Annotated in this window: 23 protein-coding genes and 1 tRNA gene; 6 read left to right on the forward strand and 18 right to left on the reverse strand. The window is 55.8% G+C overall.

Annotated features, from left to right (window positions below; all coding sequences use genetic code 11):
• Nucleotides 1-18: 18 nt before the first annotated feature.
• The 9 genes from QZ305_RS00415 to QZ305_RS00455 form a co-directional block, all read right to left on the reverse strand.
• Nucleotides 19-294, reverse strand: coding sequence for a hypothetical protein (locus tag QZ305_RS00415; RefSeq protein WP_294729517.1), 276 nt, complete (start codon nt 292-294; stop codon nt 19-21).
• A gap of 66 nt (nt 295-360) precedes the next feature.
• Entirely contained in the window at nt 361-918 is a 558-nt protein-coding gene (locus QZ305_RS00420) for a DapH/DapD/GlmU-related protein (protein WP_294729518.1), read from the reverse strand.
• Entirely contained in the window at nt 902-1,486 is a 585-nt protein-coding gene (locus QZ305_RS00425; protein WP_294729520.1) for a TIGR00730 family Rossman fold protein, read from the reverse strand. The genes QZ305_RS00420 and QZ305_RS00425 overlap by 17 nt, the downstream gene beginning before the upstream one ends.
• A 281-nt stretch (nt 1,487-1,767) precedes the next feature.
• On the reverse strand, nt 1,768-2,496 hold the full coding sequence (locus tag QZ305_RS00430; RefSeq protein ID WP_294729521.1) for a hypothetical protein: 729 nt from the start codon (nt 2,494-2,496) through the stop codon (nt 1,768-1,770).
• 325 nt (nt 2,497-2,821) lie between these two features.
• Nucleotides 2,822-3,421, reverse strand: coding sequence for a hypothetical protein (locus QZ305_RS00435; protein ID WP_294729522.1), 600 nt, complete (start codon nt 3,419-3,421; stop codon nt 2,822-2,824).
• 234 nt (nt 3,422-3,655) lie between these two features.
• Nucleotides 3,656-4,330: a ribosome biogenesis GTP-binding protein YihA/YsxC gene (gene yihA, locus QZ305_RS00440; RefSeq protein ID WP_294729523.1), complete on the reverse strand. Its 675-nt coding sequence runs from the start codon at nt 4,328-4,330 to the stop codon at nt 3,656-3,658.
• Entirely contained in the window at nt 4,330-6,633 is a 2,304-nt protein-coding gene (gene lon / locus QZ305_RS00445; protein ID WP_294729524.1) for an endopeptidase La, read from the reverse strand. The genes yihA and lon overlap by 1 nt, the downstream gene beginning before the upstream one ends.
• A gap of 63 nt (nt 6,634-6,696) precedes the next feature.
• A complete protein-coding gene (tig, locus tag QZ305_RS00450) occupies nt 6,697-7,971 on the reverse strand; it encodes a trigger factor (RefSeq protein WP_294729525.1) in 1,275 nt (424 codons plus the stop codon).
• Nucleotides 7,968-8,696: a hypothetical protein gene (locus tag QZ305_RS00455; protein WP_294729526.1), complete on the reverse strand. Its 729-nt coding sequence runs from the start codon at nt 8,694-8,696 to the stop codon at nt 7,968-7,970. Before QZ305_RS00455 ends, tig begins: the two co-directional genes overlap by 4 nt.
• 117 nt (nt 8,697-8,813) lie before the next feature.
• Between QZ305_RS00455 and QZ305_RS00460 the strand changes: the two genes are divergently transcribed.
• The 3 genes from QZ305_RS00460 to QZ305_RS00470 are packed head-to-tail and all read left to right on the forward strand — an operon-like array spanning nt 8,814 to nt 10,686.
• A complete protein-coding gene (locus QZ305_RS00460) occupies nt 8,814-9,881 on the forward strand; it encodes a YgcG family protein (RefSeq protein WP_294729527.1) in 1,068 nt (355 codons plus the stop codon).
• Between the two features lie 22 nt (nt 9,882-9,903).
• Nucleotides 9,904-10,056, forward strand: a complete 153-nt coding sequence (locus QZ305_RS00465) for a hypothetical protein (RefSeq protein ID WP_294729528.1) — start codon at nt 9,904-9,906, stop codon at nt 10,054-10,056.
• Nucleotides 10,057-10,068: 12 nt separating this feature from the next.
• Nucleotides 10,069-10,686, forward strand: a complete 618-nt coding sequence (locus QZ305_RS00470) for a LemA family protein (RefSeq protein ID WP_294729529.1) — start codon at nt 10,069-10,071, stop codon at nt 10,684-10,686.
• A 236-nt stretch (nt 10,687-10,922) separates the two neighbouring features.
• Here the strand turns inward: QZ305_RS00470 and QZ305_RS00475 are convergent.
• Nucleotides 10,923-10,999, reverse strand: a tRNA-Arg gene (locus QZ305_RS00475).
• A gap of 45 nt (nt 11,000-11,044) precedes the next feature.
• On the opposite strand from QZ305_RS00475, the gene QZ305_RS00480 reads away from it, so the two are divergent.
• Together QZ305_RS00480 and QZ305_RS00485 are read left to right on the forward strand one after the other, a co-directional pair.
• Nucleotides 11,045-11,833, forward strand: a complete 789-nt coding sequence (locus tag QZ305_RS00480; protein WP_294729530.1) for an InlB B-repeat-containing protein — start codon at nt 11,045-11,047, stop codon at nt 11,831-11,833.
• Entirely contained in the window at nt 11,830-12,462 is a 633-nt protein-coding gene (locus QZ305_RS00485) for a DUF3781 domain-containing protein (RefSeq protein ID WP_294729531.1), read from the forward strand. The genes QZ305_RS00480 and QZ305_RS00485 overlap by 4 nt, the downstream gene beginning before the upstream one ends.
• A gap of 134 nt (nt 12,463-12,596) precedes the next feature.
• Here the strand turns inward: QZ305_RS00485 and QZ305_RS00490 are convergent, their stop codons facing one another.
• From QZ305_RS00490 to QZ305_RS00520, 7 genes are all read right to left on the reverse strand, one after another.
• Nucleotides 12,597-13,529 carry an SPFH domain-containing protein gene (locus QZ305_RS00490; RefSeq protein ID WP_294729532.1) on the reverse strand — a complete coding sequence of 311 codons (933 nt, stop codon included), beginning with the start codon at nt 13,527-13,529 and terminating at the stop codon, nt 12,597-12,599.
• Nucleotides 13,526-13,966, reverse strand: a complete 441-nt coding sequence (locus tag QZ305_RS00495; RefSeq protein WP_294729533.1) for an NfeD family protein — start codon at nt 13,964-13,966, stop codon at nt 13,526-13,528. Before QZ305_RS00495 ends, QZ305_RS00490 begins: the two co-directional genes overlap by 4 nt.
• Nucleotides 13,963-14,337 (reverse strand): hypothetical protein, encoded by a 375-nt coding sequence (locus tag QZ305_RS00500; protein ID WP_294729534.1) that lies wholly within the window; start codon nt 14,335-14,337, stop codon nt 13,963-13,965. Before QZ305_RS00500 ends, QZ305_RS00495 begins: the two co-directional genes overlap by 4 nt.
• A gap of 172 nt (nt 14,338-14,509) precedes the next feature.
• Complete coding sequence (locus QZ305_RS00505) at nt 14,510-15,025, reverse strand: metallophosphoesterase (protein WP_294729535.1); 516 nt, start codon at nt 15,023-15,025, stop codon at nt 14,510-14,512.
• Complete coding sequence (locus tag QZ305_RS00510; protein ID WP_294729536.1) at nt 15,022-16,041, reverse strand: D-alanyl-D-alanine carboxypeptidase family protein; 1,020 nt, start codon at nt 16,039-16,041, stop codon at nt 15,022-15,024. The genes QZ305_RS00505 and QZ305_RS00510 overlap by 4 nt, the downstream gene beginning before the upstream one ends.
• A gap of 4 nt (nt 16,042-16,045) precedes the next feature.
• On the reverse strand, nt 16,046-18,052 hold the full coding sequence (gene uvrC / locus QZ305_RS00515; RefSeq protein ID WP_294729537.1) for an excinuclease ABC subunit UvrC: 2,007 nt from the start codon (nt 18,050-18,052) through the stop codon (nt 16,046-16,048).
• Nucleotides 18,053-18,137: 85 nt separating this feature from the next.
• The gene (locus QZ305_RS00520; RefSeq protein WP_294729538.1) at nt 18,138-20,468 is read right to left on the reverse strand and encodes an endonuclease MutS2; all 2,331 of its coding nucleotides are present in this window, start codon (nt 20,466-20,468) and stop codon (nt 18,138-18,140) included.
• Nucleotides 20,469-20,537: 69 nt separating this feature from the next.
• Here QZ305_RS00520 and rnhC point away from each other — a divergent pair, with 69 nt between their 5' ends.
• Nucleotides 20,538-21,416: a ribonuclease HIII gene (rnhC, locus tag QZ305_RS00525; protein ID WP_294729539.1), complete on the forward strand. Its 879-nt coding sequence runs from the start codon at nt 20,538-20,540 to the stop codon at nt 21,414-21,416.
• 47 nt (nt 21,417-21,463) lie between these two features.
• Here rnhC and QZ305_RS00530 read toward each other — a convergent pair whose 3' ends face one another.
• Nucleotides 21,464-22,429 (reverse strand): transglutaminase-like domain-containing protein, encoded by a 966-nt coding sequence (locus tag QZ305_RS00530; protein ID WP_294729540.1) that lies wholly within the window; start codon nt 22,427-22,429, stop codon nt 21,464-21,466.
• Between the last annotated feature and the right edge of the window lie 309 nt (nt 22,430-22,738).

The raw sequence follows: 22,738 nt of genomic DNA on the forward strand, positions 1-22,738 counted from the left end.
TCCGGCTTTTGTGCTGTCTTACTTCTTTGCTTTGGCTTCGGCTTCTTCGATCACCTTGTTGTCAGCGGTGATTTCCCGTTCATCCTTGCCAATGTGCTCCTGTTTGCGTTCGATGACGTTTTCATCGTGCTGGATTTCCTTTTCCCGAACATCCTTCATGAACTTCGAAGTGTCCTTCTTCAGTTCCTCTTCGTGCTTCGCAATGTCTTTCTGCTTGCGGGCAACCACATCCACGTCATGCTCTTCTGCATGCTCCAGGATGTCCCGTTCCATTTTTTTAAATTCTTCGGCCATGGGAATGCCTCCTTTGTTTATCCTCATTATAGTTCCGGCTCAAAGGCGTTCCCATTTCCCTGCCCGCTACTCTTCGAATCCTGTTGGATCCAGATACTTCACCACTTTCGCCGGTGAACCCACCGCAACGGCATAATCCGGGATATCCCGGGTGACCACACTGCCCGCGCCAATCACGGCCTGCCGCCCAATGGTGACCCCCGGCAATACAGTCACGCCTGCTCCCAGCCAGGCTCCCTGACAGATGTGAATGTCCTGAATGGTCAGAATCCGGCGCTGGTAAAAATCGTGGTTGTTGGTGATCAGGGAACAGTTCATGGCGATCAGAACATCATCCTCAATGACAATTCTTCCGGCGCTCATCATCTTGGAATAGGGCTGAATGGAGACCCGTTTGCCAATGGTCACATTTTCCGCCAGATTCACGAACACCGGCGGGACGATCCTTGTGCCTTCACCAGGGTGATACAGCTCCTGAATCAGTTCCTGACACCGGGGATCATTGGGATTGGTCTGATTGATCTGAAAGACTAGATCCGTCGTCCGTCTTCCCTCCAGGCTGCGTTCTTCATCAGGAATCCGCAGGTCCAGCCGACGCTCATCCCTGTCAGCTTTCGTGGCCATGCAGAAACCCTCCTGCTGTTTCCTCAGTCAGTTCACAGTGTTCCAGCCAGTCTACCACTTCTGCGGGTGTGGCGAAAACCCGGAACAGATCAAAGACATAACTGTCGATGAACTTCTGCTCCACTGCATTTTCCAGCATGGTCATCATGGGTCCAAAGTATCCATTGGTATCCAGCACCGTCAGTGGCTTGGCTGTCTGATTCACCTGTTTCAGTGTCAGAATCTCGAAAAACTCCTCAAAGGTCCCGATACTGCCCGGGGTCATGATGAAGGCATCTGCCATTTCTTCCATCATCTGCTTCCTCTGACGCATCGTGTCCGTAAAATAGAACTCCGTGCAGCTTTTGGCCAGGACTCCGGGTACATCAAAATACCGGGGAGAAATCCCAATGGACTGACCCCCTGCCTCCTGCACGCCAGCCAGAACCGCTCCCATCATGCCGGTCATGCCACCACCGAATATCAGGGTCATATCTGTATCCGCCAGACGGATCCCCAGCTCCCTGCCCGCTTCTTTATACACAGGCGCAATCTTATCGCTGCTCGCACCGTATACACATACTTTCATGTCCATTCCTCCATGGCTATCATCATATCACGCCTGATTCCTTCAAACGGCTCTGGTGATGATGGACAGAACACGTGTAAAAAAAGGACCTGTCCCAATCGAAACAGATCCTTCAAATGGTAAATCCGGATTTGCATAATGGCAGTTCCACAAACAGAAATAACTGTCCTGCGTCCACCGTAAATCATCAAGCCTGATTCCATCAAACACAGTTCACTCTACAGTGGCATGACGTTTCCGTCGGCAATTTTTCGAATTACCGACGGAATGGTCAGGCCGCTTTACCAGGCTGTGGCGATATCCAGCTGCGTGGGGTTGGCAGCCGCAAATCCGCCGGTATCACAGACAATTCCCATGCCCATGGACGTGGGTATCAGACTGCCCCGGGGACGAAGGCCCAGGTGGGCTGCCACCATGACGTAGTCACCCAGCATCTTGGCCCCATCTTCCCGGACCCAGTACGGGTCATTGTTGCCCATTCCCCGCATCACGGAGACTACACCGCTCATGTCCAGGTTGTAATAGGTTTCCCGGCCGGAAGGACCCTGTACCACGCCGGCGGAAGGGGTCAGCACCGGACCATTCCAGCTGGCAGCCTGTTCGGCAGCTGCCGCTGCCTCGGCTTCTTTCTGTTTCTTCTGCTCTTCTTCCTGGCGCTTTTTCTTTGCTTCCTCTTCTTCTTTTTTCCGCTGTTCCGGACTCTTGTCACTGAGAAGATCTTCGCTGGCATACCAGGTTTTTCCCTGATACTCCACACGGGCTGTGCCCATATCGGATTCTCCGGTCTGTGTGACTTTCGTGTTTCTCGGAACCAGCACAGAGTCGCCCAGGCTGGTGGACGGGTGGTCCGAGAAGGAGGCGGTGGTTTCCACCCAGACGGTCCTGTTCATATCTTCAAAATGATACTGGGGGTACAACAGACTTTTGTGTTCTGCTGCATGCACCGGCAGGGTACCGGTGAGAAACAGCAGGCAGGCGCCGGCAGCGCCCTGTATCGCTTTTTTCATCATAAAAACTTCCTCGCTGTTGTTGAATTTAGCAAGGAAGTATTTCAAAGGCAATAAATTGTGCACAATTCAGACATTTTCACATTCTCGCAGCGCTTTCTTTGGGAAAATATGGGAGAAACGTTGGATTTTACCCGAATAAATCATATAGATTACATCAGGAGAGTGAAAGCATACAAATGACGTGGCTGTTATTTCTAGCCGAGTCTGGTCCTGGCAGCTCCCGGAATCCCCCGGTTTTGCCTTCTTTTGTTCATGCTGCAGCCTGCATTGTGTCTGTCCGAAAACCTTCTCTGTCTGCCTGTATCCGGAACTGGATGACAGATACTCAGTTCTTCTTTCCCAGGTCCTCCATCGTCGGACCCTGGGGAATGGAAGCCCCCATGGATTCATACATCAGCGAAATACCGTAGTACATGCCGGTAATGCCAAATGCCAGCAGGAGCCAGGCACCGGCGGTATGAAGCCATGGCAGCGAAGCCAGGGTGCCAATGCTGGAGCACAGAAATCCCAGAGCCACAAAAACATGGGAGAGCAGCTCGTACAGGGGCAGCCTGCGCATGGCCGGCAGAATGGCTGTCACGAAAATACCGCCCAGCAGAATGATCACCGCACTGATCCAGGGATGGAAGGAAATGCCCATGCGGTTGGACTGCACCATGACGATCTGGGTAATGCCCCCGGCAAAACCCAGGATGACACTGAGCACCAGATTCACATTCCCGTGGGCATCCCCCTTGATCAGCGCCAGAATGCTGGCTGCAAAAGCACCCACGCCCAGACACAGCTCAATGATCCCCAGGGTCATGGCACTGTCATCTGGCAGTTTCATCACCACGGAAAGCCAGGTCAGGATCCCGAATGTGGAAAAGATGAACTGCAGGGCGGCATTGGGAGAGGCAATGCCTTTTCCTGTATTCATATTCATATATCTCACCTCTCCGTCATGATAAAAGAACCGTACAGTTCCTTCACAGGGTTTGCCCGGCTGTATCTTTGATTTTATCTGCTGCCATCTTTCCTCCGGCACCATCTTTCCTGCAGCATCTTTCCTTATATAGGGATGTGGATTCACAGCGAAAAGCAAACCCCCGGACCAGGCCAGTCACGGCCAGTCCGGGGGTTGTCATATCTGTGTCACATACAGGCTGTCAGCCAGACATCATGCTGTTTCGCCAGCCTCCGATGCAGGCTGAGGAGCAGCTTTCTCTGTATCCGCCCCGGCTTCATCGGCAGCAGACTCCGGTTGTGCAGCCTCCGCATCCAGTTTCAAAATTTCGCGGATTTTCTGCTCCACTTCCCGCAGACCGGTAAACTCCACGCTGGAGACCGGCAGGATTCTGGAAACCGGAAGCTCCACTTTCCTGGAAATATTCTTCAGGTGAGTCAGCCGTTTGGTCTTTGGCACTTTGTCGATCTTGGTTGCCGCAATGATCACCGGGATGTTCATTTCCTTGAAGAAATCAATCATGTCCAGGTCATCCGCGGTGGGATCATGACGTGCATCGATCAGCTGCACCACCGCCTTGATGTTGTCCCGGTTCTGGAAATAGTCATCCATCATCTGGCCGAGTTTCAGCAGCTGGGATTTGCTCATTCTGGCATAGCCGTAACCCGGCACGTCCACGAGCATCCAGTCACCGTCCACCGAGAAAAAATTCAGCAGCCGGGTTTTCCCCGGGGTGTTGCCCACGTAAGCCAGACGCTTTTTGCCGGTGAAGGCGTTGATGAAACTGGATTTGCCGACATTGCTTCGGCCCACCACCACAACTTCCGGCAGTTCTGTTTCCGGCCAGCTCTCCCGGCCGCTGCTGGATACCACAAATTCGCTTTTCATCAGACCAGCGCCTCCTGCAGTACCTGCTGGGCACTTTCCACGGGGATGAAAGTGATGTGGTCCTTCACTTCCTGGGGAACATCCTCCAGGTCCTTCTCATTGCCCTTGGGGATGACAATGGTATCAATGCCGGCTCTGTGCGCTGCCAGGCTCTTTTCCTTGAGCCCGCCAATGGGCAGCACATTGCCCCGCAGGGTCACTTCCCCGGTCATGGCCAGATTGGCTTTGACCGGTTTGTCTGCCAGACAGCTGACCAGGGCGGTTGTCATGGTCACACCGGCACTGGGGCCGTCCTTGGGCACGGCGCCTTCCGGGACGTGCACATGGATATCCAGTTTGGAGAAACAGTCCGGATCAATGCCGAATTCCTTCGCATGGGACCGGATGTAGTCCAGCGCGATGCTGGCACTTTCCTTCATCACATCGCCCAGCTGTCCGGTTAGCACCAGGTTGCCCTTGCCTTCAAACTTCGTGGCTTCGATCTGAAGCACATCTCCGCCAAAGCTCGTATAGGCCAGACCTGTGACGGTTCCCACCTGGTCCTTTTCCTCCCGCTTGCCGTAATCGGTTTTCTCGTTGCCCAGCCATTCGTGAACGAGGTCTTTGTTCAGGGTGATGGACTTTTTCCCATCTTTCAGGATTGCCAGCACGGTTTTGCGGGCAATCGCCGCAATGGTCCGCTCCAGCTGCCGCACGCCGGCTTCTCTGGTATAGTAGCGGATCAGGTACAGCAGCATGTCATCGCTGATGGTCAGCTGCTCCGGCACCAGACCGTTTTCCTTCAGCTGCTTGGGAACCAGATGTTCCCTGGCAATGTTCACTTTTTCCGCATCGGTATAGCTGGAGAGCTGAATGATCTCCAGGCGGTCCTGCAGGGCAGGCGGAATGTTTTCCAGATAGTTGGCTGTGGCGATGAACAGGACATTGGACAGATCATAGTTTTCTTCAATGTAGTGATCGGAGAACACACTGTTCTGTTCCGGATCCAGCACCTCCAGCATGGCGCTGGAAGGGTCGCCCTTGTAATCCGATGCCATTTTGTCGATTTCATCGATCAGGAACACTGGGTTGACAACACCGGCTTTTTTCATGCCCTGAATGATGCGGCCGGGCAGTGCGCCCAGATAGGTACGCCGGTGTCCCCGGATCTCCGCTTCGTCCCGGACACCGCCAAGACTCATTTTCACGAATTTCCGGTCCAGAGCCCGGGCGACGGATTTGGCCAGTGAAGTCTTGCCCACACCGGGAGGCCCTACCAGGCAGATGATCGGCGCTTTCAGGCTGTTGGTCATCTGTTTCACGGCCAGATACTCCATGATCCGTTCCTTGACCTTTTCCAGACCATAGTGGTCTTCATCCAGGATTTTCTGGGCATCGTTCAGGTCTTCGTTGTCCTCGGTCAGCTGCCACCAGGGAAGTTCCATCAGCCAGTCAATGTACGCCTTGATGACTCCGGTTTCTCCGGATGCAGGCGGCAGCACTTCATAGCGGGACAGTTCGTCCTTCACTTTGGCTTTGATGTAGTCGGGATAGGGGTTTTCCTCCAGCCGTTTCCGGATGCTTTCCACATCCTTGTCGATTTCCGCCACATCCCCCAGTTCTTCCTTGATGGCGTGAATCTTCTCCCGAAGGTAGTAGTCTTTCTGTCCCTGGTCAATCCGTTCCTTGACCGTTTCGTTGATCCGCTTTTCCACCTCGGACATCTTTTTCTCTTTTTCCATGTCCTGCAGCAGCATCACCAGACGGTCATTGACGCCCGGGGTTTCCAGATACTCCTGCTTGCGTGCAGCATCCAGCGGGAATCCCTGGACGGCTTTGTCGGACAGTGCCTCGGCACCCACGCCCCGGGAGAGCTCCATCATGAGTTCTCTGGACATGAATTTTTCTCCCGGGTGCATCTGTTCAAACGCCGCGGCTACCATACGCACCAGGGCCACTTCTTCGGTTTCATCCTGTTTCTGACTGGGAATGACTTCCACTTCAGCCATGTCCGAAGTCTGGGTCTCTTCCATTTTCACCAGACGGACCCGTTCCAGTCCCCGGAACTTGACGCGGACGAATTTGTCAAACCGCCGAACGTGCCGGATCTCGCACAGTGTTCCCACCTGGTAGAGATCATCCGCACCGGGATTTTCCTCTTCCATGCGTTTCTGGGAAAACAGGCAGATCAGATCTCCGTGGTTGTCCTGGGCATTTTCAATGGCTGCCAGACTCGCGGGACGGCCCACATCTATCACGACTTCCTGATCCGGAAATATGATCACCCCGCGGGTGCAGATCAGAGGATAGGTTTTAACTGTCATTACGTCACCAATTACTTTCTTTATTACAGAAAAAGACGCGAACGCGTCTTTTCTGGATCTGATTTATTCCTGAGCGTTCTTCTTCAGGAGATCGAGCGCTTTCTGCTGCTTGAGCGTGAACACGATCTGATCGGGATAGATCAGCTGTCTGATCTGCTCGGCGGGCATGTTGTACATCTCGGAGAGCATCTTGTACTCGTCGTTGATCATATCCTCGGTAATGTCGATGTCAGCCTGGTTGGCCAGAGCTTCCAGCGTCAGCTGCATCTTCACGCGGCTTTCCGCTTCGGGTCTCATCTGGGCACGGATGGCATCCTTGTCCTGACCGGTGGCCTGCAGGAACTGGTCGGCTGTGAAGCCTGCCTGGGCAATGTTCTGTTCGAATTCCCGGTACATCCGGTCCACTTCGCCGTTTGTCATGACTTCCGGCAGATCAATGGTGGTCATGGCCTGCAGCTGGTTGAGGATGTCGTTGGTGAATTCATCATCCGCCTGCTTTTCCTTCTGGGCCATCAGGGCGTTTCTGGCTTCTTCCTTGTATTTCTCCACCGTTTCGATGCCGTCCCGTTTCAGACGGGTGATGAGCTCATCGTTGATTTCCGGCAGTTCACGTGCCTTGATGTCGTGGGCTGTCACTTCGAATGTGGCAGGCTGTCCGGCCAGGTCGGCTACCTGGTAGTTTTCCGGGAATGTCACTTCAATGGTGCGCTTCTCTTCCGGCTTGATGCCCACCAGCTGATCTTCGAATCCGGGAATGAAAGTGTTGCTGCCCAGTACCAGGGGATAGTTTTCTCCGGATCCGCCTTCAAAGGGTGTGCCGTCCTTCATGCCGACAAAGTCAATGGTGACCTGATCGCCGATTTCAGCAGGCTGATCGTCTTCCTTGAGCACCCAGTCGGCAAAGTGATCCTGCAGGTGCTGCATTTCCTGTTCGATTTCCTCTTCGGAAACTTCCACGGCTTTCTTTTCCGCCTTGATGGATTTCCAGTCGCCCAGTTCGACTTCCGGGCTTACGGTGCAGGTGAACTCCAGTGTCACGGATTTTTCATCTGCTTTGCTGACGTTCAGAACCGGGCGGGCCACCAGGTCCAGCTTGTATTCCTTGACACCGTCATCCAGTGCCTGCTGTGCAAGCATCTGAGCTGCTTCTTCATAGACAGCTTCTGCGGGAATGGATTTTCTGGCCAGCGCATCAGGCACCTGTCCTTTCCGGAACCCTTTCAGGTTCAGGTTCGCCTTCATGCGGTTGAAAGCCTTCGCGCAGGCTTTTTCCCAGGGTTCGCCTTCCAGGGTCACAGTCAGTGTACCCGTTGAGTTTTCCTGTTTAGTCCAGTTCATATGGTGTTTGCTCCTCTTTTCTCGATGTTCAGGAGAAGATCTCCTGTTTCCGACAGGCCGTTGGCAGTCACGAAGGCGTCATAGCCTTCCGGCTGACCCATCGCCTCATATACCAATCGTACCACGCTTTTGGCTAGCAGAAGCGGATCAGTCTCCGCAAAGTCAAAGGGTCTTGCGTTGAGCACCTCCTGCCTGAGCAGCCGGTTGCAGAAAGCTGTCATGCCCGGGTCCTGCGAGGAGAACCAGTGATCGAACAGCTCCAGTGCACCGGTCAGTCCGCTGTCCTCCTGCACCGGGATGATGGCAGCCGGCACGAATTCGATGTCCAGGCCATTTTTCTGCATATGGAAGGGCTCATCCACTCTCTGCTCCATCAGGGACTCGATGAGTTCCCCTTTGAATTCATCCAGCAGGTCCGAATCCAGCAGCTGCTGAATCTGCGGGCCAAACTGCCTCAGATTCATTCCCGCCAGCATGCTGACAGCCATTTCCTGCTGCACCGGCGTACCCTGAATCCATTTTTCCAGATCCTGAACCCCAGGTATCCGGGGCGTGCTCATGGCCCCGCGGCATTCCTGTTTCAGCTCTTCCAGCTGGTCCATGGCATCCTGCGGCACATAGGGCAGATCCAGTTCTCCCTGAATCAGCTGCATGGCTGCCTTCCAGCGGGAGAGCTGCATTTCTTCCCGGATTCTGTCTAACAGAGATTCGTAATAAGCGTTCACAATTCCTCCCTGACGTACCCGGACATTATAGCATTTGATGTAACATGGCGCAACGAAGGCAAAAGTACGCTATAATCAGATAACACCGAACAGGAAAAGAAAGAGGAACAACAAACAATGAAATGCATCCACAGACTGAGCCTGTCCCTGACGGCAGTGCTCATGATGCTGTTTTCCTGCCTGCCTGTTGCCGCAGCCGAAGATCTGCCTGCTGTCACGTCCTATGTGAATGACTACGCAGGCATCATCGATCCGGCCGATGAGCAGGTCATGGAAGATCTGGGACGCAATCTGGCAGCACAGACCGGCAGCCAGATCGTGGTGGTCACCACCGATTCCCTGAACGGGATGGACGCAGCCCAGGCTGCCACCCGCATCGGCAATGAAGCCGCCGTGGGTTCCGGCAACCTGGACAACGGTGTGGTGATTCTGGTTTCCATGAACGACAAACAGCGGTTCATGGCCATCGGTTCGGGACTGGAAGGGACCATCACGGACATAGATGCCGAACACCTGCAGCAGGATTGGCTTGTGCCGGCATTCCAGAATGGCGAGTACTCCCAGGGCCTGAAAAATCTCTATCTTGCCACAGCGGAAGAAATTCAGACAGGCATTACCAATGGAGAGCTGCAAAGCGATCCGCAGCAAAGCTATGGGTATCAGGAAGACGGGCTGTCTTTGGGCAGCATTGCGGTGGTCATCGGACTGCTGCTGGTACTGGCCTTCGCCGTGCTCTCCCTGTTCTCCGGCGGAAGCAGCGAAATCCGGCTCATGACCGGCGAAAAGTACCGCATGAAGATCCGGGGATTCGACTTTGACCATGATGCAGTCACGGTCTTCAGCAGCAAGCCGGACATTGTCCAGGCCCGGGCTGACGGATGGTTGACAGCCCTGAAACCGGGGCGTGCGAAAGTGACGGTGGAAAAAGCCGGTCTTGCTCCCAGAACCTTCAGCGTGCTGGTTTCTTCCAGACGCGGCTATTCAGACAGACGCAATGACGATCTCCTGGATGCCCTGTTCTGGGCTGGCTATGCCAGCGGGCGCAGGCGGAACCGCTCCGGCAGTTTCGGTGGCGGCTTTGGCGGCCACAGCTCCGGCGGATTCGGTGGCGGCGGTTTTGGCGGCGGCGGGTTCTCCGGCGGTGGCGGCGGATTCCGCGGCGGCGGAAGCGGGGGTTCCTGGTGAGGAAACCGGAAAGGAACAGACAATGAGTGCAGCACTGACCTGGATTGCCGTGATCGGCATCTTTATCGGATCGATTCTGCTTATGATCGCCCTTGGCTGGATCACCAGCAAACTCTGGCATCTGGCAGCCGATCACGATTTTCGCAATACACATCATGAACATGATGAAGACTGAGGAGGAAACAGTATGAAAAAGAAATTTCCCGCATGGGGCGTGGTTCTGATCGTCCTGGCGGTGATCGCCCTGGTGTTCGGTGTCTCGGTGATCTCGCCCTACAACGAAATGGTCCGGCTCGATGAACAGGTGACAACGGCGCAGGCCAACATACAGACACAGCTCCAGTCCAGGCTGGACAAGATCAACGAACTGATGCCCAGTGTACAGGGTGTCATGGACCAGGAAGACGATATCTACAAGGATATTGCCGCCCTTCGCTCCGGCACTCCGGGTATTGCCATGGATGCCAGCGGCAATATGACCATTGATCCGAAGGCTTCCCTTTCCGATCTGGAAAGCGCGGACGCAGCCAGTTCCCAGATGATCCGGGACATCAATGTGGCCATGGAAAGCTATCCCGATCTGAAATCCAGCGATGTGATGTGGGATTTCATGACCAGCGTGGAAGGCGCGGAGAACCGCATCAGCTATGCCCGCGAGCAGTACAACAGCGATGTGCAGACCTACAACTCCTATATCCGCAGTTTCCCGCACAATCTCACTGCCGGCATGTTCGGCTTCTCTCCCAGAGACAAGTTCGAAGCCAGCAGCGCAGCACAGAATGCGCCCACAGTCAAATTCGACTGAAGATTTCCCTCTTTTTTGATCAGCCGCAGGTTCACGCAGAACCTGCGGTTTTTTCAAACCTGGCTGCCTGACCAAAGTCATCTTTTCCCCCGCCAGAGGATGACGCGTTCTCAGGTGTTCGGTATAATCTATGGTGCCGGTGAACAAAACCAGAGATTCTGTCACTGAATGATGCCGGCTGCAGTATCAGAAGAAAAAAGGCTGCCTGTCAGGCAGCCGTAATCCGAAAAATAAAATGGCGTCCTTGGAGGGATTCGAACCCCCGACCGTGCGCTTAGAAGGCGCATGCTCTATCCAACTGAGCTACAAGGACACATGAGAAATTCTAGCAGAGAAAACAGACAGGGGCAAGAAAAACATGGACAATCAGGCAGAAAGACCCGGATACCAGTTCGCTGGCTGGTATGTGGATGAAGCAAGAACCAAACGCATCAACCCCGGAGGCAAGCTGCCTTCGGCCATCACACTGTATGACAAGTGGATCCCCATTCTGTATCCCGTTTCATACGACATGAACGGCGGAACCAACTCCCGGAAAAACCCGCAGTTCGTCAGTGTGGAATCAGGTGTGATTGCTCTGCATCCTGCAAGAAAACCCGGTTTCCGCTTTGACAGCTGGGTTCTGGAAGGAGAACGGATCAGCGTGCTGCCGGAGCGGATCACCCGTCCCATCCGGCTGCATGCGCTGTTCGCCCCTTTGTATACCGTGCACTTTGAAACAGACGGCGGCGGTATCCTGCAGGACCGGGAAGCGGATGAGAATGGATACCTGGACTCCTTCCGTCCCCCAATGAAATTCGGCTGTGAATTCACCGGGTGGTTTCTGGATCCGGAATGTCACTGGCCCTTTGACATCAACGAACCGCTCACTCAGGACATCACGCTCTATGCCGGCTGGAAATCCTCCTGGTATCCGGTGACCTATGACACAGACGGCGGAATCAATGCCCGGCGCAATCCTTCCAGGTATTCCAATTCCCAGGAAGATATCCCTCTGTACCCCCCGGTACGGCGGGGATACCGGTTTACCGGGTGGCAGGATGTCCGGGGCAATGTCCTCCGGGCCATACCTGCAGGGATGATGGGACCCCTGAAGCTGAAAGCCTGCTGGAGAAAAATACGAAGTCACAGAAGGGAGGATTCATGAGTTCCCGGCTTGTGGAACACGCAGATGCCATACACGCATCGGAAATGGCCGCCCAGCGTCTGCGTACAAATCTGAGTCTGATCCGGATGGATCCGGTGGAATGGGTCAAAGATGCTGTGCGCAATCCGGACAGCCGCATCATGCTGCAGGGCAAAAAATGGCAGGTGAGTCTGGACAATGCCACCGTCATCATCCGGGATGGTACATTTGCCATTGAAAACGGGACTCTCCAGAAAGAACAGTCCATCTCCGTGGAGCCTCTGGAAATTCCCTTTGCGATCTGCAAACTTCCGGATTTTTCGGGGATCAGCGTTCCCGAACCTTTCTTCTTCACCGCCTGTACAGACAACGAATGTTCTCTGATCTGCCCCTGGGACAGACTGCCGGAGAATTCTCTGGAACACAGTGGTCCCTGGCGCTGTTTCCGGGTGGCGCAGCCCATGAACCTGGATTTGGTGGATCATTTTGCCGGACTCACCAGACTCCTGGTTAGCAACAGAATCGGAGTGTTCTCTGCATCCACATATCTGACAGATTATGTCTTCGTTCCGGATTCACAGTGGGATCAGGCCAGGGAAATTCTCCGGAGTCACCGGTTTCTGGGCAGTCCGGATCAGCCGGCAGCCTGAGGCATACAGCCGGCAGGCAACAAGAAAAGAGCTGCGGTATTCAGCAGGGAGGCCGAATACCGCAGCTCTTTTGAGCGCCGGAAACCCGGTGGCGGGGACAATGGAATGGGAGGCTGTTCCACCACCGGCTTTCCTTATCTTGTTTTCGGTTTTGGAGGAACAGCCGCTGCAGACTGGTCTTCCTTCACGAACTCTCTGGCTGCGGTCAGCAGACTGGCCATATTCTGCAGTTCGCTGGGAACGACGATCTTTGTTGCCTTGCCATCTGCGAGCTTTTCGTAACTCTTCAGTCCCTGCAGAGACAGATACTCTTTGGAGGGATTGGCATTCCGGATCATCTCAATGCCCTTGGCCTCGGCTTCGTATACCCGTTCCATAGCCTGGGCTTTGCCTTCCGCTTCCGCAATCATGGCTTCTTTCTGTGCATTGGCCCGCAGGACCATGGCTTCCTTTTCACCTTCAGCGGTGAGAATGCGGGACCGTTTCTCGCCTTCTGCACGAAGAATCGATTCACGGCGTTCGCGTTCTGCACGCATCTGCTTTTCCATGGCTTCCTGAATATCCCGGGGCGGAATGATGTTCTTGACTTCCACACGACCCACCTTGATGCCCCAGGGATCTGTGGCATCGTCCAGGATTGCCCGCATCTTGGTGTTGATGATATCCCTGGAAGTGAGCGTTTCATCCAGTTCCAGTTCACCGATGATATTTCTCAGTGTTGTGGCAGTCAGCGTTTCAATGGCTGTCACCGGGCCGACGACTCCATAGGTATACAGTTTCGGATCTGTGATCTGGTAGTATACCACGGTGTCGATCTGCATGGTGACGTTGTCCTTGGTGATCACCGGCTGCGGTGCGAAATCCTGCACCACTTCCTTGAGTGTGACTTTGTTGGCAATCCGGTCCACGAAGGGCACTTTGATGTGCAGCCCGGTGTTCCAGGTGGTGTTGTAGGCTCCCAGCCGCTCAATGACATAGGCATTGGCCTGCGGCACCACCTTGATGGTGGACAGCACAAGCAGTGCCAGCAGCACCACAATAATGACGATCATGATCATCTGGATCATACAGAGTCTCCTTTCACTTCCGTGACGATGAGCTTGGCTCCTTCAATGGCCAGCACCCGGACACGGCTTCCCTTTTCAATCAGACGGTGGTCTCTGTCCACGGCGCTCCAGTATGTATGGCCGGCATACACTTCGCCCCAGCGGTCAGGATCGATGGACCGGGTGACGGTGGCAATGGTGCCAATGACCCGGTCGGCATTGGTCGGTTCGATGTTGCCGCGCAGATATCTGGCAGCCACCGGCCGCACCACCAGCATGCACAGCAGCGAAACAGCCACGAATACCGTAATCTGCAGCCAGTCAGGCAGACGGATCAGCGAAACAAGCCAGGCGCACAGACCGCCGCAGGCAAACCAGATGCTGACCAGAGCTGTGGGAGTGGCCAGTTCCAGCACCACAGCCAGTACGCTCAGTCCCAGCCAGATCCAAGACATCATACCGATTCCTCCGTTTTCTTCAAATCAATCACCAGAATACCGTCCGCATCGTTCCACTCCGCCGGGAACTTCTCGCCATCCGGATGGCGGCCGATCAGCCGGCTGATTTCCCGGACCGCTTCCTTGTTGGAAATCCGGGCATACCCTTTTCCCACTGACAGTTTCTGTATCTGTCCGGCAGGAATTTCACCGGTTTCAATCTGCCGCTTAGATACTGGCTGCACAGCCATGAGCCACTGCTCCGGATCCATTCCCAGCCGGACATAGCGGCAGTCCTTCAGGGTGCCTGCTGCAGCGCTGTTCAGCGTGATGGCTGCTTCATTGATCGTAGCCTGCATGCAGAAGACATTCCCTTTCATCCAGTTGTACATCGGACTATCCTCCTGTAGCTGCATCATAGCCTGTCATGCAGAATTCTGCAAGTTCTGATTATTCTGATTTTTCATTTGGTTTCTTCCCGCTGAACCCGGCTGATCCCCCTCTTTCCGCCTGCCCACGCAAAAAGCAGCAGAACATCATCCCGCTGCAGTCTCTTCAGCCGCCTCACCACTTCAGCCAGCGGCTTTTTTTCTTTTTTTCCGGGACCGGCCACGTGTCTTCATACTTGAACGTCACATCCTGGATTCCGGTTTCATCTGCTGTGATCACCGCATAGCTGGCCGGCCGGCCATCCCGGCTCATCCAGCAGGAACCCGGATTCACCACCCGTACCGGCCCTGTCTGCCGGTCATCATGCACATGGGTGTGGCCATACAGCGCCAGATGACAGCCTTCTTCCTGCGCCTGCCGGGCAATGGCCTGCTGCCGGTCGGAAAAGGGAAAGGTATGTCCGTGACACAGGAAAATGCGCAGGCCCTGAAATGGAATCACCCGGGTCAGGGGCATCGATGTGGTGTACATCCAGTCGTTGTTGCCTTTTACAAACAGCCACTCGGGATACGCCCGGGGATCATCCTCCAGATCCCCGCAGTGCAGATACAGATCCGCCTCCGGTTCCCATCTCACAATATCCTTCAGGATACTCCGGGCGTGACTGTCGCTGGCTGCCACGATTTTCATTGACTCTCCTCCAGTGTCTGCCCGGACTCATGCATGGACCGGGCTTTGTCCATTCCCACATAACGAAGCAGGTACGGCTGCCAGACATGGCCGGTGCTGTTCTCCTGGCCCTGGGGCCAGCGGATCACAAACCCGTACCGCCAGGCATTGTCCTGCAGCCACTCGATGCGCTCTTTCTCTTCATCCGTCAGTGCTTCATACACCTCCCGGATCACGTCAGCAGTCTTTCTGTCATCACCGGTCAGATCCAGTTTCTCATCCAGCGCCTTCAGCCATGACCCGTGACCACTCAGGCCCACCGTCCAGCCCAGCTGCTGCTCGTTCTGTCCTGCCGGGTACACCAGCAGATCATTCTCCGTGTCCAGAAACAGTGACTGTGCTTCATCAAACCGCAGGTATCCGGTCTCGGCCTCCAGGGAATCATCATCCATGACCCGTTCATATTCCTCCAGGAGCCTGCTCAGAGCCTGCTGTGCCTCCGGCTGCAGATACACACTTCCCTGCCGGACCAGATTGGAAGGAATGTAGGTCCACACGCTGTCATGAAGCCCGGGCATCGCCAGCATCTGCGTGGGATCCGGGATCAGCGTCACATTCTCCGGCGCCTGTTCATACCAGTCTGTCAGCTGTCCGTAGGAATAATGCTTCAGGAGCGTTTCCAGATCGTTCAGCGGCAGCACATCCCGGTACCGGTTGATGAAATGCACCACCACTTCCGGATCCTCCGTCTGGGCATCCATCGCCTGACGGTACCAGAGCGTATTGTGTACATCGAATTCCGGCAGCGTCAGAAACTCCATAAACACAGACGGCTGCAGCTGCTGGTTGATCAGATAGTCGATATCCTCCTGATCCATGTAGGCCAGGATCGTCTCCCGCTGGGTTTCATCCGCATAAGGATACCTGGCCAGCGGATCATATCCCCGGTTCACCGTATACAGGCAGATCCCGGCGGCTCCGGCGCACACTGCGATCAGTGCCCAGCGCCAGCCCAGAACTTTTTTATCCACTTTCATTTCTTCATTCTACCATACCAGCATCCGCCGGGCTCTTCCTTCCTGCATCCTTGGCCGGAACCGCCTGCGACGCATCCGCGTCATCAGCGTCAGCCTCTCCGTCGCCATCGGAGGCCGCATACGGAGCATCCTGTGCATCCAGCAGGGCCAGCTCATCCGCCAGCGCCGCCAGTTCCGCTTCCATATCGCCGGCCGCATCCTCCACCCGGACATCCGCCGGCCGGTTTCCGGAACTGCCTGCCTCCCCTTCCGCCATCCCGGCGAATTTCTCCATCAGCCGTCTGGCCACATCCCGGGGCAGCACTTCCTCCAGCTCTTCCAGACTTGCGGCCTTCATCCGCTTCATGCTCTTGAACCGCTTCTGCAGCTCCTGCTTTCTCGCCGGTCCAATCCCCGGCACCTCATCCAGAACACTCCGGGTCATGGCCTTCGTCCGCCGTGAGCGGTGATAGGAGATTGCAAACCGGTGCACTTCATCCTGCATTCTCGTCAGGAGGAAAAACAGCGGTTCCTTCCGGTCCAGAGGCACCTCCGTTCCGTCCTCCAGCAGCAGACCCCGCGTGGAATGACGGTCATCCTTCACCAGACCGCCGATCGTCAGATTGATCCCCAGCTCCTGCCGGATCTGGACAGCCGCCTGCACCTGCAGCAGCCCGCCGTCCACCAGCAGCAGATCCGGCATCGCCTTCTCCTGCTGCAGCAGCCGGAAATACCGCCGGTACAGCACTTCCTTCATGGAATCCAGATCCGACCGGTAGGTATCCAGCTTGTAGTGCCGGTACTGGCTCTTGTCCGGCGTCCCATCCCGGAACACCACCAGACCCGAGACATTCTCCGAACCCTGCAGATGCGAGTTGTCAAACAGCTCCACCGTATGCACCGGCTTGCCGAACACCCGGGACAGACCGCTGTTGGCTTCCGCCAGCTCCTTGTCCTTTTTGTACGCCAGCTGAAACTTCTGCTCATGCGCCGTCCGGGCATTCTCCGCCGCCATATCCGCCAGCTTCTTTTTGTCCCCACGCAGCGGTATCCGCACATGGGTCTTTGCACCCAGCGTCTCCTGCAGCCCCTGGACATCGGTATGCTGCGGCACCAGAATCTCACGGGGCACAATATTGTGCTGGTAATACTGCAGGATGAACGACTCGAATTCCTCCTGGGAATCCCCGTACACCGGTGATACACTCAGTGTCCGCTCCAGCAGCTTTCCCTCCCGGAGAATCAGCCCGTAAATGCTCAGATACCCCTTGTCCTCATACCAGCCGAACACATCCCGGTCTGTCCGGTCCGCGAAATCGATCGTCTGTTTCTCCATCACGTGCTGCAGCGACTCGATCTGCGTCTGCACCTGTGCCGCCCGCTCGAACTGCAGATCCATGGAAAAGGCATCCCGCCGCCGCTGGAGATCCTGCAGGATATCTGCCGCATCGCCTTTCAGAAACCGGATGATCTGCCGTCTCACCGCCGCATCCTCCTCATCCGGGATCTTCTTTACACACGGACCCAGACACTGATGCATGTGATAGTACAGACACACCTGCTTCGGCAGTGTGCGGCACTTGCGGATGGGAAAAATCCGGTTGATCAGCCGGACAATTTCCATTGCGCTGGAAGAGTTGGGATACGGCCCGAAATACTGGCTTGTCCTGTTCGTCAGCCGTCTTGTCCGCCGCACCGCCACGGGATTGGTGCCCGTCACCTCGATATAGGGATAACTCTTGTCATCCATGAACATGATGTTGTAAGGAGGCCGGTGCAACTTGATCAGGTTGATCTCCAGCAGCAGCGCTTCCTTCTCCGAATCCGTGACAATGAATTCAAAATCCCGGATATGGGAAACCAGCCGTGTGGTCTTCAAATCGTGGGCACCGTGAAAATACGACCTCACGCGGTTTTTCAGCACCTTGGCCTTTCCCACATACAGAATCGATCCGGCTTCGTCTTTCATGATGTAGCACCCGGGTTTGTCCGGCAGCAGCGACAGCTTGTGCTGAAGATGTTCCGTGATCATGCACTTTCCTCCTTTCTTCCTGCCTGTTCAGATTCCTCTGCCGAGGCGAACCTGCGGTTCTGTGCCGGGGCATCAGCTCCCGGTATTATCGCAGCGTTACGATCGTGGCCCCCAGGCCTCCTTCCGAAGGTCCGGCAGCTTCGTATTTTTTGATGGTGTTCCGTCTGGACAGATCTTTCCACACGGCAGCCCGCAGCTTGCCGGTTCCCATGCCGTGAATGATCCGCACCACGCTGGCATGATGCACCACAGCCTGATCCAGATAGCGGTCCAGTGCCTGCAGTCCTTCTTCCACATGCATGCCGATGAGATTCAGCTCCGAAGGAAACCGGCTGGCCACCGAATCCACCCGGTGAGTCCGGGCGGGTTTTGTGATCACCGGACGGGCCATGGGCTCCAGAGCCGAGAGTTTCACTCTGGTTTTGATGCCGTTGGCCAGTACCGTGGCTTCCTTTCGCCGGATGTCCAGAATTTCCCCATGGGTGTTCAGGCCGGTCAGCCGGACATAGTCGCCGACTTTGAATACATGGTTCTTCGCTGCCGGAGAAGGAGCCGGCTCCAGCAGCATCTCATCTTCCTGCAGGCTGTTGAGCCTGGTCCGGTCGGCCACCAGTTCATGGAGTTTCTCCTTGCCTTTGAGATCCTGAATGATCCGTTCCGCCTCGGTGCGTTTTTCCTCCAGCATCGCATCGAGACTGGCAGCATAGTCTTCCCGGAGGCGGCTGCGTTCCTTCTGCGCTTTGGCTTTTTCCTGATCTGCTTCCTTCTGCAGCCGGTGGGCGTCTTCGATCAGCGCTCCGAACCGTTCTTCCTTTTTCCGGACGGTTTCCTGCAGCCGCTCCAGATTCTCCAGCTCCCGTTCCACCTGACTGGCTTCCAGCTCCTTGCGCTGGCGGGCCCGTTCGATGACCTCTGGTTTCAAACCGCAGCGTGCGGCGATGTCAAAGGCATAACTGGCACCGGAAACATCCTCCACATACCGGTAGGTGGGCTTCAGACTCTGCGCGTCAAATTCCATGCTGGAGACCAGCACCGCCGGATCTGCTTTCCCCCAGGACTTGACCTGGGAATAGTGCGTGGATGTCAGCACCGTGGCACCGGACTGAATGAGATTTTCCAGAACGGCCACCGCCAGACTGGCTCCTTCCAGGGGGTCGGTTCCGTTCCCCACTTCATCCAGCAGGGCAAATGTGCCCTTGCCTGCTCCATTGACCAGGCTGGAGATCCGGGTCATGTGACTGGAGAACGTGGAGAGATTTTCCGAAATGGACTGATTGTCGCCAATGTCGAACCACATGTCTTCATACCAGGGAAGCAGGGCTTCGTGTGCCGGGACCGGAAAACCGGACTGTGCCAGTACAGCGCACAGCCCCACGGTTTTCAGTGTCACGGTTTTCCCGCCCATGTTCGGTCCGGAAATCATCAGCACCTGCTGACCTGTCTTCAGCCGGTAGTCATTGGCCACTGCCTTTTCCCGGTCCAGCAGCGGATGGGCTGCATGGATCAGACGCAGAGACAGATCCCGGTCCTGCAGCGAAGGAATGGAGCCATCCACGCTGATGACCCACCGCCCTTTGGCCAGCGCCGTATCGATCTCCGTCACCGTCTCAAAGTCGCTCTCCAGCGTGAAGGCGGCTGCACCCACCCGCCGGGAAAGTTCCCGGCAGATCCGGTGCTTCTCCTCTTCGATTTCCGCCTGCAGCGACTGAATGTGAGAGTTGGCTTCCACAAATGCCGAAGGTTCCACATAAAACGCCTGACCGGACTGGCTGGAGCCATGGATCATCCCCCCGAACCGGTACTTGTCCTGCGCCTTGACCAGAACGCACAGCCGTCCGGCAATGGAGGTGGTCATGGTTTCCATCAGGGCGCTGCTGTTTTTCTTCACAAATTCCCGTCCCCTGGCAGCCAGGGCGGATTTTGCCTGCGCCAATTCCCGGTTCAGCCTGACCAGAGCCGGACTGGCATCGCTTTTCAGTGTCCCGTCCATGCCCACAGCCTGGGCAATGGCGCTTTCCAGCCGGCTGTCCGTCACCAGCGAATCTGCCAGTTCCGCCAGGCCGGAATACAGCTCCTGGTCAAAGCTGTCTGCCAGCATGGCTGCTGCCCGCAGGAACAGGTAGATTTCCAGCAGCTCCTGGGTGGTGAGAACCTGTCCTTTTTCCGCCATCTGCAGCAGTTCCCGGATATCCGTGATCCCCGCCAGAGAAGCAGACTGTCCGTTCTGCGCAAAATCGCGGGCTTCCCTGGCCAGATCCAGCTGCCCGCGCACAAACAGCCGGTCCGTGACCGGCAGCGATTCCCGGATCCGCCGGGCAGATCCGCTGAAGGATGCATACCCGGCGATTTGTGACAGGACATCTCCCAGATCCAGAGCCTGGTCCAGCTCCTGTCGAAAACTGTTGTCATTTCTCATGCTGCATCCTCCTGACCCGGACTATTATACCATTCATGACAACAGCCCTGCAGATGGTATGATGGCTCCATGAGTACAGTGGTAAAGAAATACGACAAGGCGCAGATCGATGCGCTGTATCAGCGGATCCGTTCTCAGGCACAGCGGGAAACGCATCCCCAGTACACCTGGTGGCAACTGAAACTGCCGGAGACCACCATCACAGCCTATACCTCGGGCAAGGTGGTGTTTCAGGGCCAGGAAACCAGCTGGCTGGAAGAAGCCAGTCCGGCGGAAACCCGGTCTGAAGACACCCGAAGCAGAACAGCGGCGGACACCTTCCCACAGGCGGGCTCGGATGAAGTGGGCACCGGAGATTATTTCGGTCCCATGACCGTGGCTGCCTGTCTGGTCAGTGAAGAAGCAGCCGGTCAGCTGCAGAAAATGGAGATCACGGACTCCAAGAAAATGACAGATGCCGCCATTCGGAAGGCCGGACCTGTGATCCGCAGGCTCTGTCCCCACTCGATCCTGGTGGTGTCCCCGGAGAAATACAATGAGGTGCATCTGCACCACAACATCGTGGATATGAAGGCAAGACTGCACGATCAGGCCTGGAAGCATCTGGTGAAGAAAGCCGGAAGGCTGCCGGAGGTCAGCGTGGTGGACCAGTTTGTGCAGGAAAAGTCCTACTACAAATACGCCGGACCTGATGCCGTCCGCCCGCTGCGCTTTGAGACCAAGGCGGAATCCCGGTATCTGGCCGTGGCAGCCGCTTCCGTGCTGGCCCGGGAAGCCTTCCTGAAGTACTGGGACGATATGGAAGACCGCTGGCAAATGCACTTTCAGAAGGGAGCGGGACCGGCTGTGGACAAATGCGGCCGGCTGTTTCTGGAAACGCACAGCAGGGAAGAGCTGGGAAAAGTGGCCAAGCTGCATTTCAGAAACACAGAGAAGATCTCCCGCTGAAAAAAAACCGCCGAAGCGGTTTTTTTCGTCTGTATTTCTGTTCTCTGTCAGCCGTAGAGACCATTCAGGTCATCGCTGGTGGGATCAATGGAATACACCTGTGAACCAATCTGGTATTCAGCCCAGGCGTGGTTGCCGCCTTCCACCTTCCAGGCAGGAATCCCCGCACTGTTGCACATATCCGCAAACATCTTCGCATACTGATAGCACTGCCCCTGTCCTGTGGACGTGAAATACGGCATGTAGGCATTGTCCACCAGCACATAGGTGCAGTTGCGGCACAGCCAGGCATCGATTTCCTGCACCAGGGTCTCGTCGCTGACATTCAGGTTGATGGAAGCCAGTGCATTGGCCACTCCCTGCCGGTATCCACCCCAGGCGCTGTCAGCCACAGCCACAGCATTCTGCAGCTGGGCAGCAGACTCCGGTGTCAGCTCCAGATACGTGCCGCTCTCATCGGATCCGTTGTAGTAATACCCGCCGTCATTCAGACCACAGTAGTCATAGACGACTTCTCCCAGCGCCCAGTCCGCATCCGCTTCACTGCCGCTGTAATACAGATAGCCGGAGCCGGCGCGGATCTGATCCAGGAATGACGGCGTCAGGGCAAACTTCCATTCCGGTCCTACACCGGATACATCGATTCCATGGCTGCGGACCGGCGACCCGGATTCCTGCGCACCGTTTTGGGTGCAGCCGGCCGGTTCTGTCCGGTCATCCTCTTCCTTCTTGTCTTTGCCTGCATTTTCCACGTCAGGCCTGCTGTCATCCTTCTCAGCTTCGCCGGTCTGTTTTTCCATTGCGGCAGCGTCATCTTCCCTGTCCACATAGTCCAGAACCGCATCCAGGTCCGGCTCGGCCAGTGCCGCAAAAAGTTCCTGTTCCGGACCTTCCGGCTCCTGGTAATCCCGGGCTTCGGCGGGCATACCGGCAAAGCTTGCCAGTGCCAGCGGCGCCAGAGCGATCAGGCTGCATAGTCGTTTCAGCATCATGTCCACCTCTTTCAGCCTCATCGTAATGAGTTGACTGAAGTAGGACATTTCCGGATGCAACGGCCTCGCACAGCAAATTCCCGGGTAAACCGCCTGCCTGATTCATCGCCGGAAAGGCGGCTGTTTCTTCCGTTTTCCCGGAGTTTTACTGGAATGTTTCCAGTATTATTCCGAAAAACCATTCAATTTGACTGTCATGGACAGGTAACCCGGGTATCATCGGCCGTTTTAACCCCGGTAGTCTGCTGCTACCCGGGGTAACCCGGTCCAGGCCCTAGCCAGGGTCCTGACAGGACCCGTATCGGCAGCGCAAAAAAGGCGGCTTCGAAA

It is taken from the genome of uncultured Faecalibaculum sp., from assembly GCF_910588395.1.
In the GTDB taxonomy this organism is placed as follows: Bacteria; Bacillota_I; Bacilli_A; order Erysipelotrichales; family Erysipelotrichaceae; genus Faecalibaculum.

What these genes read in the sequence shown, in the direction of transcription:
- QZ305_RS00415 (WP_294729517.1), bottom strand. Translation starts at nt 294, where the DNA reads ATGGCCGAAGAATTTAAAAAAATGGAACGGGACATCCTGGAGCATGCA.
- QZ305_RS00420 (WP_294729518.1), bottom strand. Translation starts at nt 918, where the DNA reads ATGGCCACGAAAGCTGACAGGGATGAGCGTCGGCTGGACCTGCGGATT.
- QZ305_RS00425 (WP_294729520.1), bottom strand. Translation starts at nt 1,486, where the DNA reads ATGAAAGTATGTGTATACGGTGCGAGCAGCGATAAGATTGCGCCTGTG.
- QZ305_RS00430 (WP_294729521.1), bottom strand. Translation starts at nt 2,496, where the DNA reads ATGATGAAAAAAGCGATACAGGGCGCTGCCGGCGCCTGCCTGCTGTTT.
- QZ305_RS00435 (WP_294729522.1), bottom strand. Translation starts at nt 3,421, where the DNA reads ATGAATATGAATACAGGAAAAGGCATTGCCTCTCCCAATGCCGCCCTG.
- yihA (WP_294729523.1), bottom strand. Translation starts at nt 4,330, where the DNA reads ATGAAAAGCGAATTTGTGGTATCCAGCAGCGGCCGGGAGAGCTGGCCG.
- lon (WP_294729524.1), bottom strand. Translation starts at nt 6,633, where the DNA reads ATGACAGTTAAAACCTATCCTCTGATCTGCACCCGCGGGGTGATCATA.
- tig (WP_294729525.1), bottom strand. Translation starts at nt 7,971, where the DNA reads ATGAACTGGACTAAACAGGAAAACTCAACGGGTACACTGACTGTGACC.
- QZ305_RS00460 (WP_294729527.1), top strand. Translation starts at nt 8,814, where the DNA reads ATGAAATGCATCCACAGACTGAGCCTGTCCCTGACGGCAGTGCTCATG.
- QZ305_RS00465 (WP_294729528.1), top strand. Translation starts at nt 9,904, where the DNA reads ATGAGTGCAGCACTGACCTGGATTGCCGTGATCGGCATCTTTATCGGA.
- QZ305_RS00470 (WP_294729529.1), top strand. Translation starts at nt 10,069, where the DNA reads ATGAAAAAGAAATTTCCCGCATGGGGCGTGGTTCTGATCGTCCTGGCG.
- QZ305_RS00480 (WP_294729530.1), top strand. Translation starts at nt 11,045, where the DNA reads ATGGACAATCAGGCAGAAAGACCCGGATACCAGTTCGCTGGCTGGTAT.
- QZ305_RS00485 (WP_294729531.1), top strand. Translation starts at nt 11,830, where the DNA reads ATGAGTTCCCGGCTTGTGGAACACGCAGATGCCATACACGCATCGGAA.
- QZ305_RS00490 (WP_294729532.1), bottom strand. Translation starts at nt 13,529, where the DNA reads ATGATCCAGATGATCATGATCGTCATTATTGTGGTGCTGCTGGCACTG.
- QZ305_RS00495 (WP_294729533.1), bottom strand. Translation starts at nt 13,966, where the DNA reads ATGATGTCTTGGATCTGGCTGGGACTGAGCGTACTGGCTGTGGTGCTG.
- QZ305_RS00500 (WP_294729534.1), bottom strand. Translation starts at nt 14,337, where the DNA reads ATGTACAACTGGATGAAAGGGAATGTCTTCTGCATGCAGGCTACGATC.
- QZ305_RS00505 (WP_294729535.1), bottom strand. Translation starts at nt 15,025, where the DNA reads ATGAAAATCGTGGCAGCCAGCGACAGTCACGCCCGGAGTATCCTGAAG.
- QZ305_RS00510 (WP_294729536.1), bottom strand. Translation starts at nt 16,041, where the DNA reads ATGAAAGTGGATAAAAAAGTTCTGGGCTGGCGCTGGGCACTGATCGCA.
- uvrC (WP_294729537.1), bottom strand. Translation starts at nt 18,052, where the DNA reads ATGATCACGGAACATCTTCAGCACAAGCTGTCGCTGCTGCCGGACAAA.
- QZ305_RS00520 (WP_294729538.1), bottom strand. Translation starts at nt 20,468, where the DNA reads ATGAGAAATGACAACAGTTTTCGACAGGAGCTGGACCAGGCTCTGGAT.
- rnhC (WP_294729539.1), top strand. Translation starts at nt 20,538, where the DNA reads ATGAGTACAGTGGTAAAGAAATACGACAAGGCGCAGATCGATGCGCTG.
- QZ305_RS00530 (WP_294729540.1), bottom strand. Translation starts at nt 22,429, where the DNA reads ATGAGGCTGAAAGAGGTGGACATGATGCTGAAACGACTATGCAGCCTG.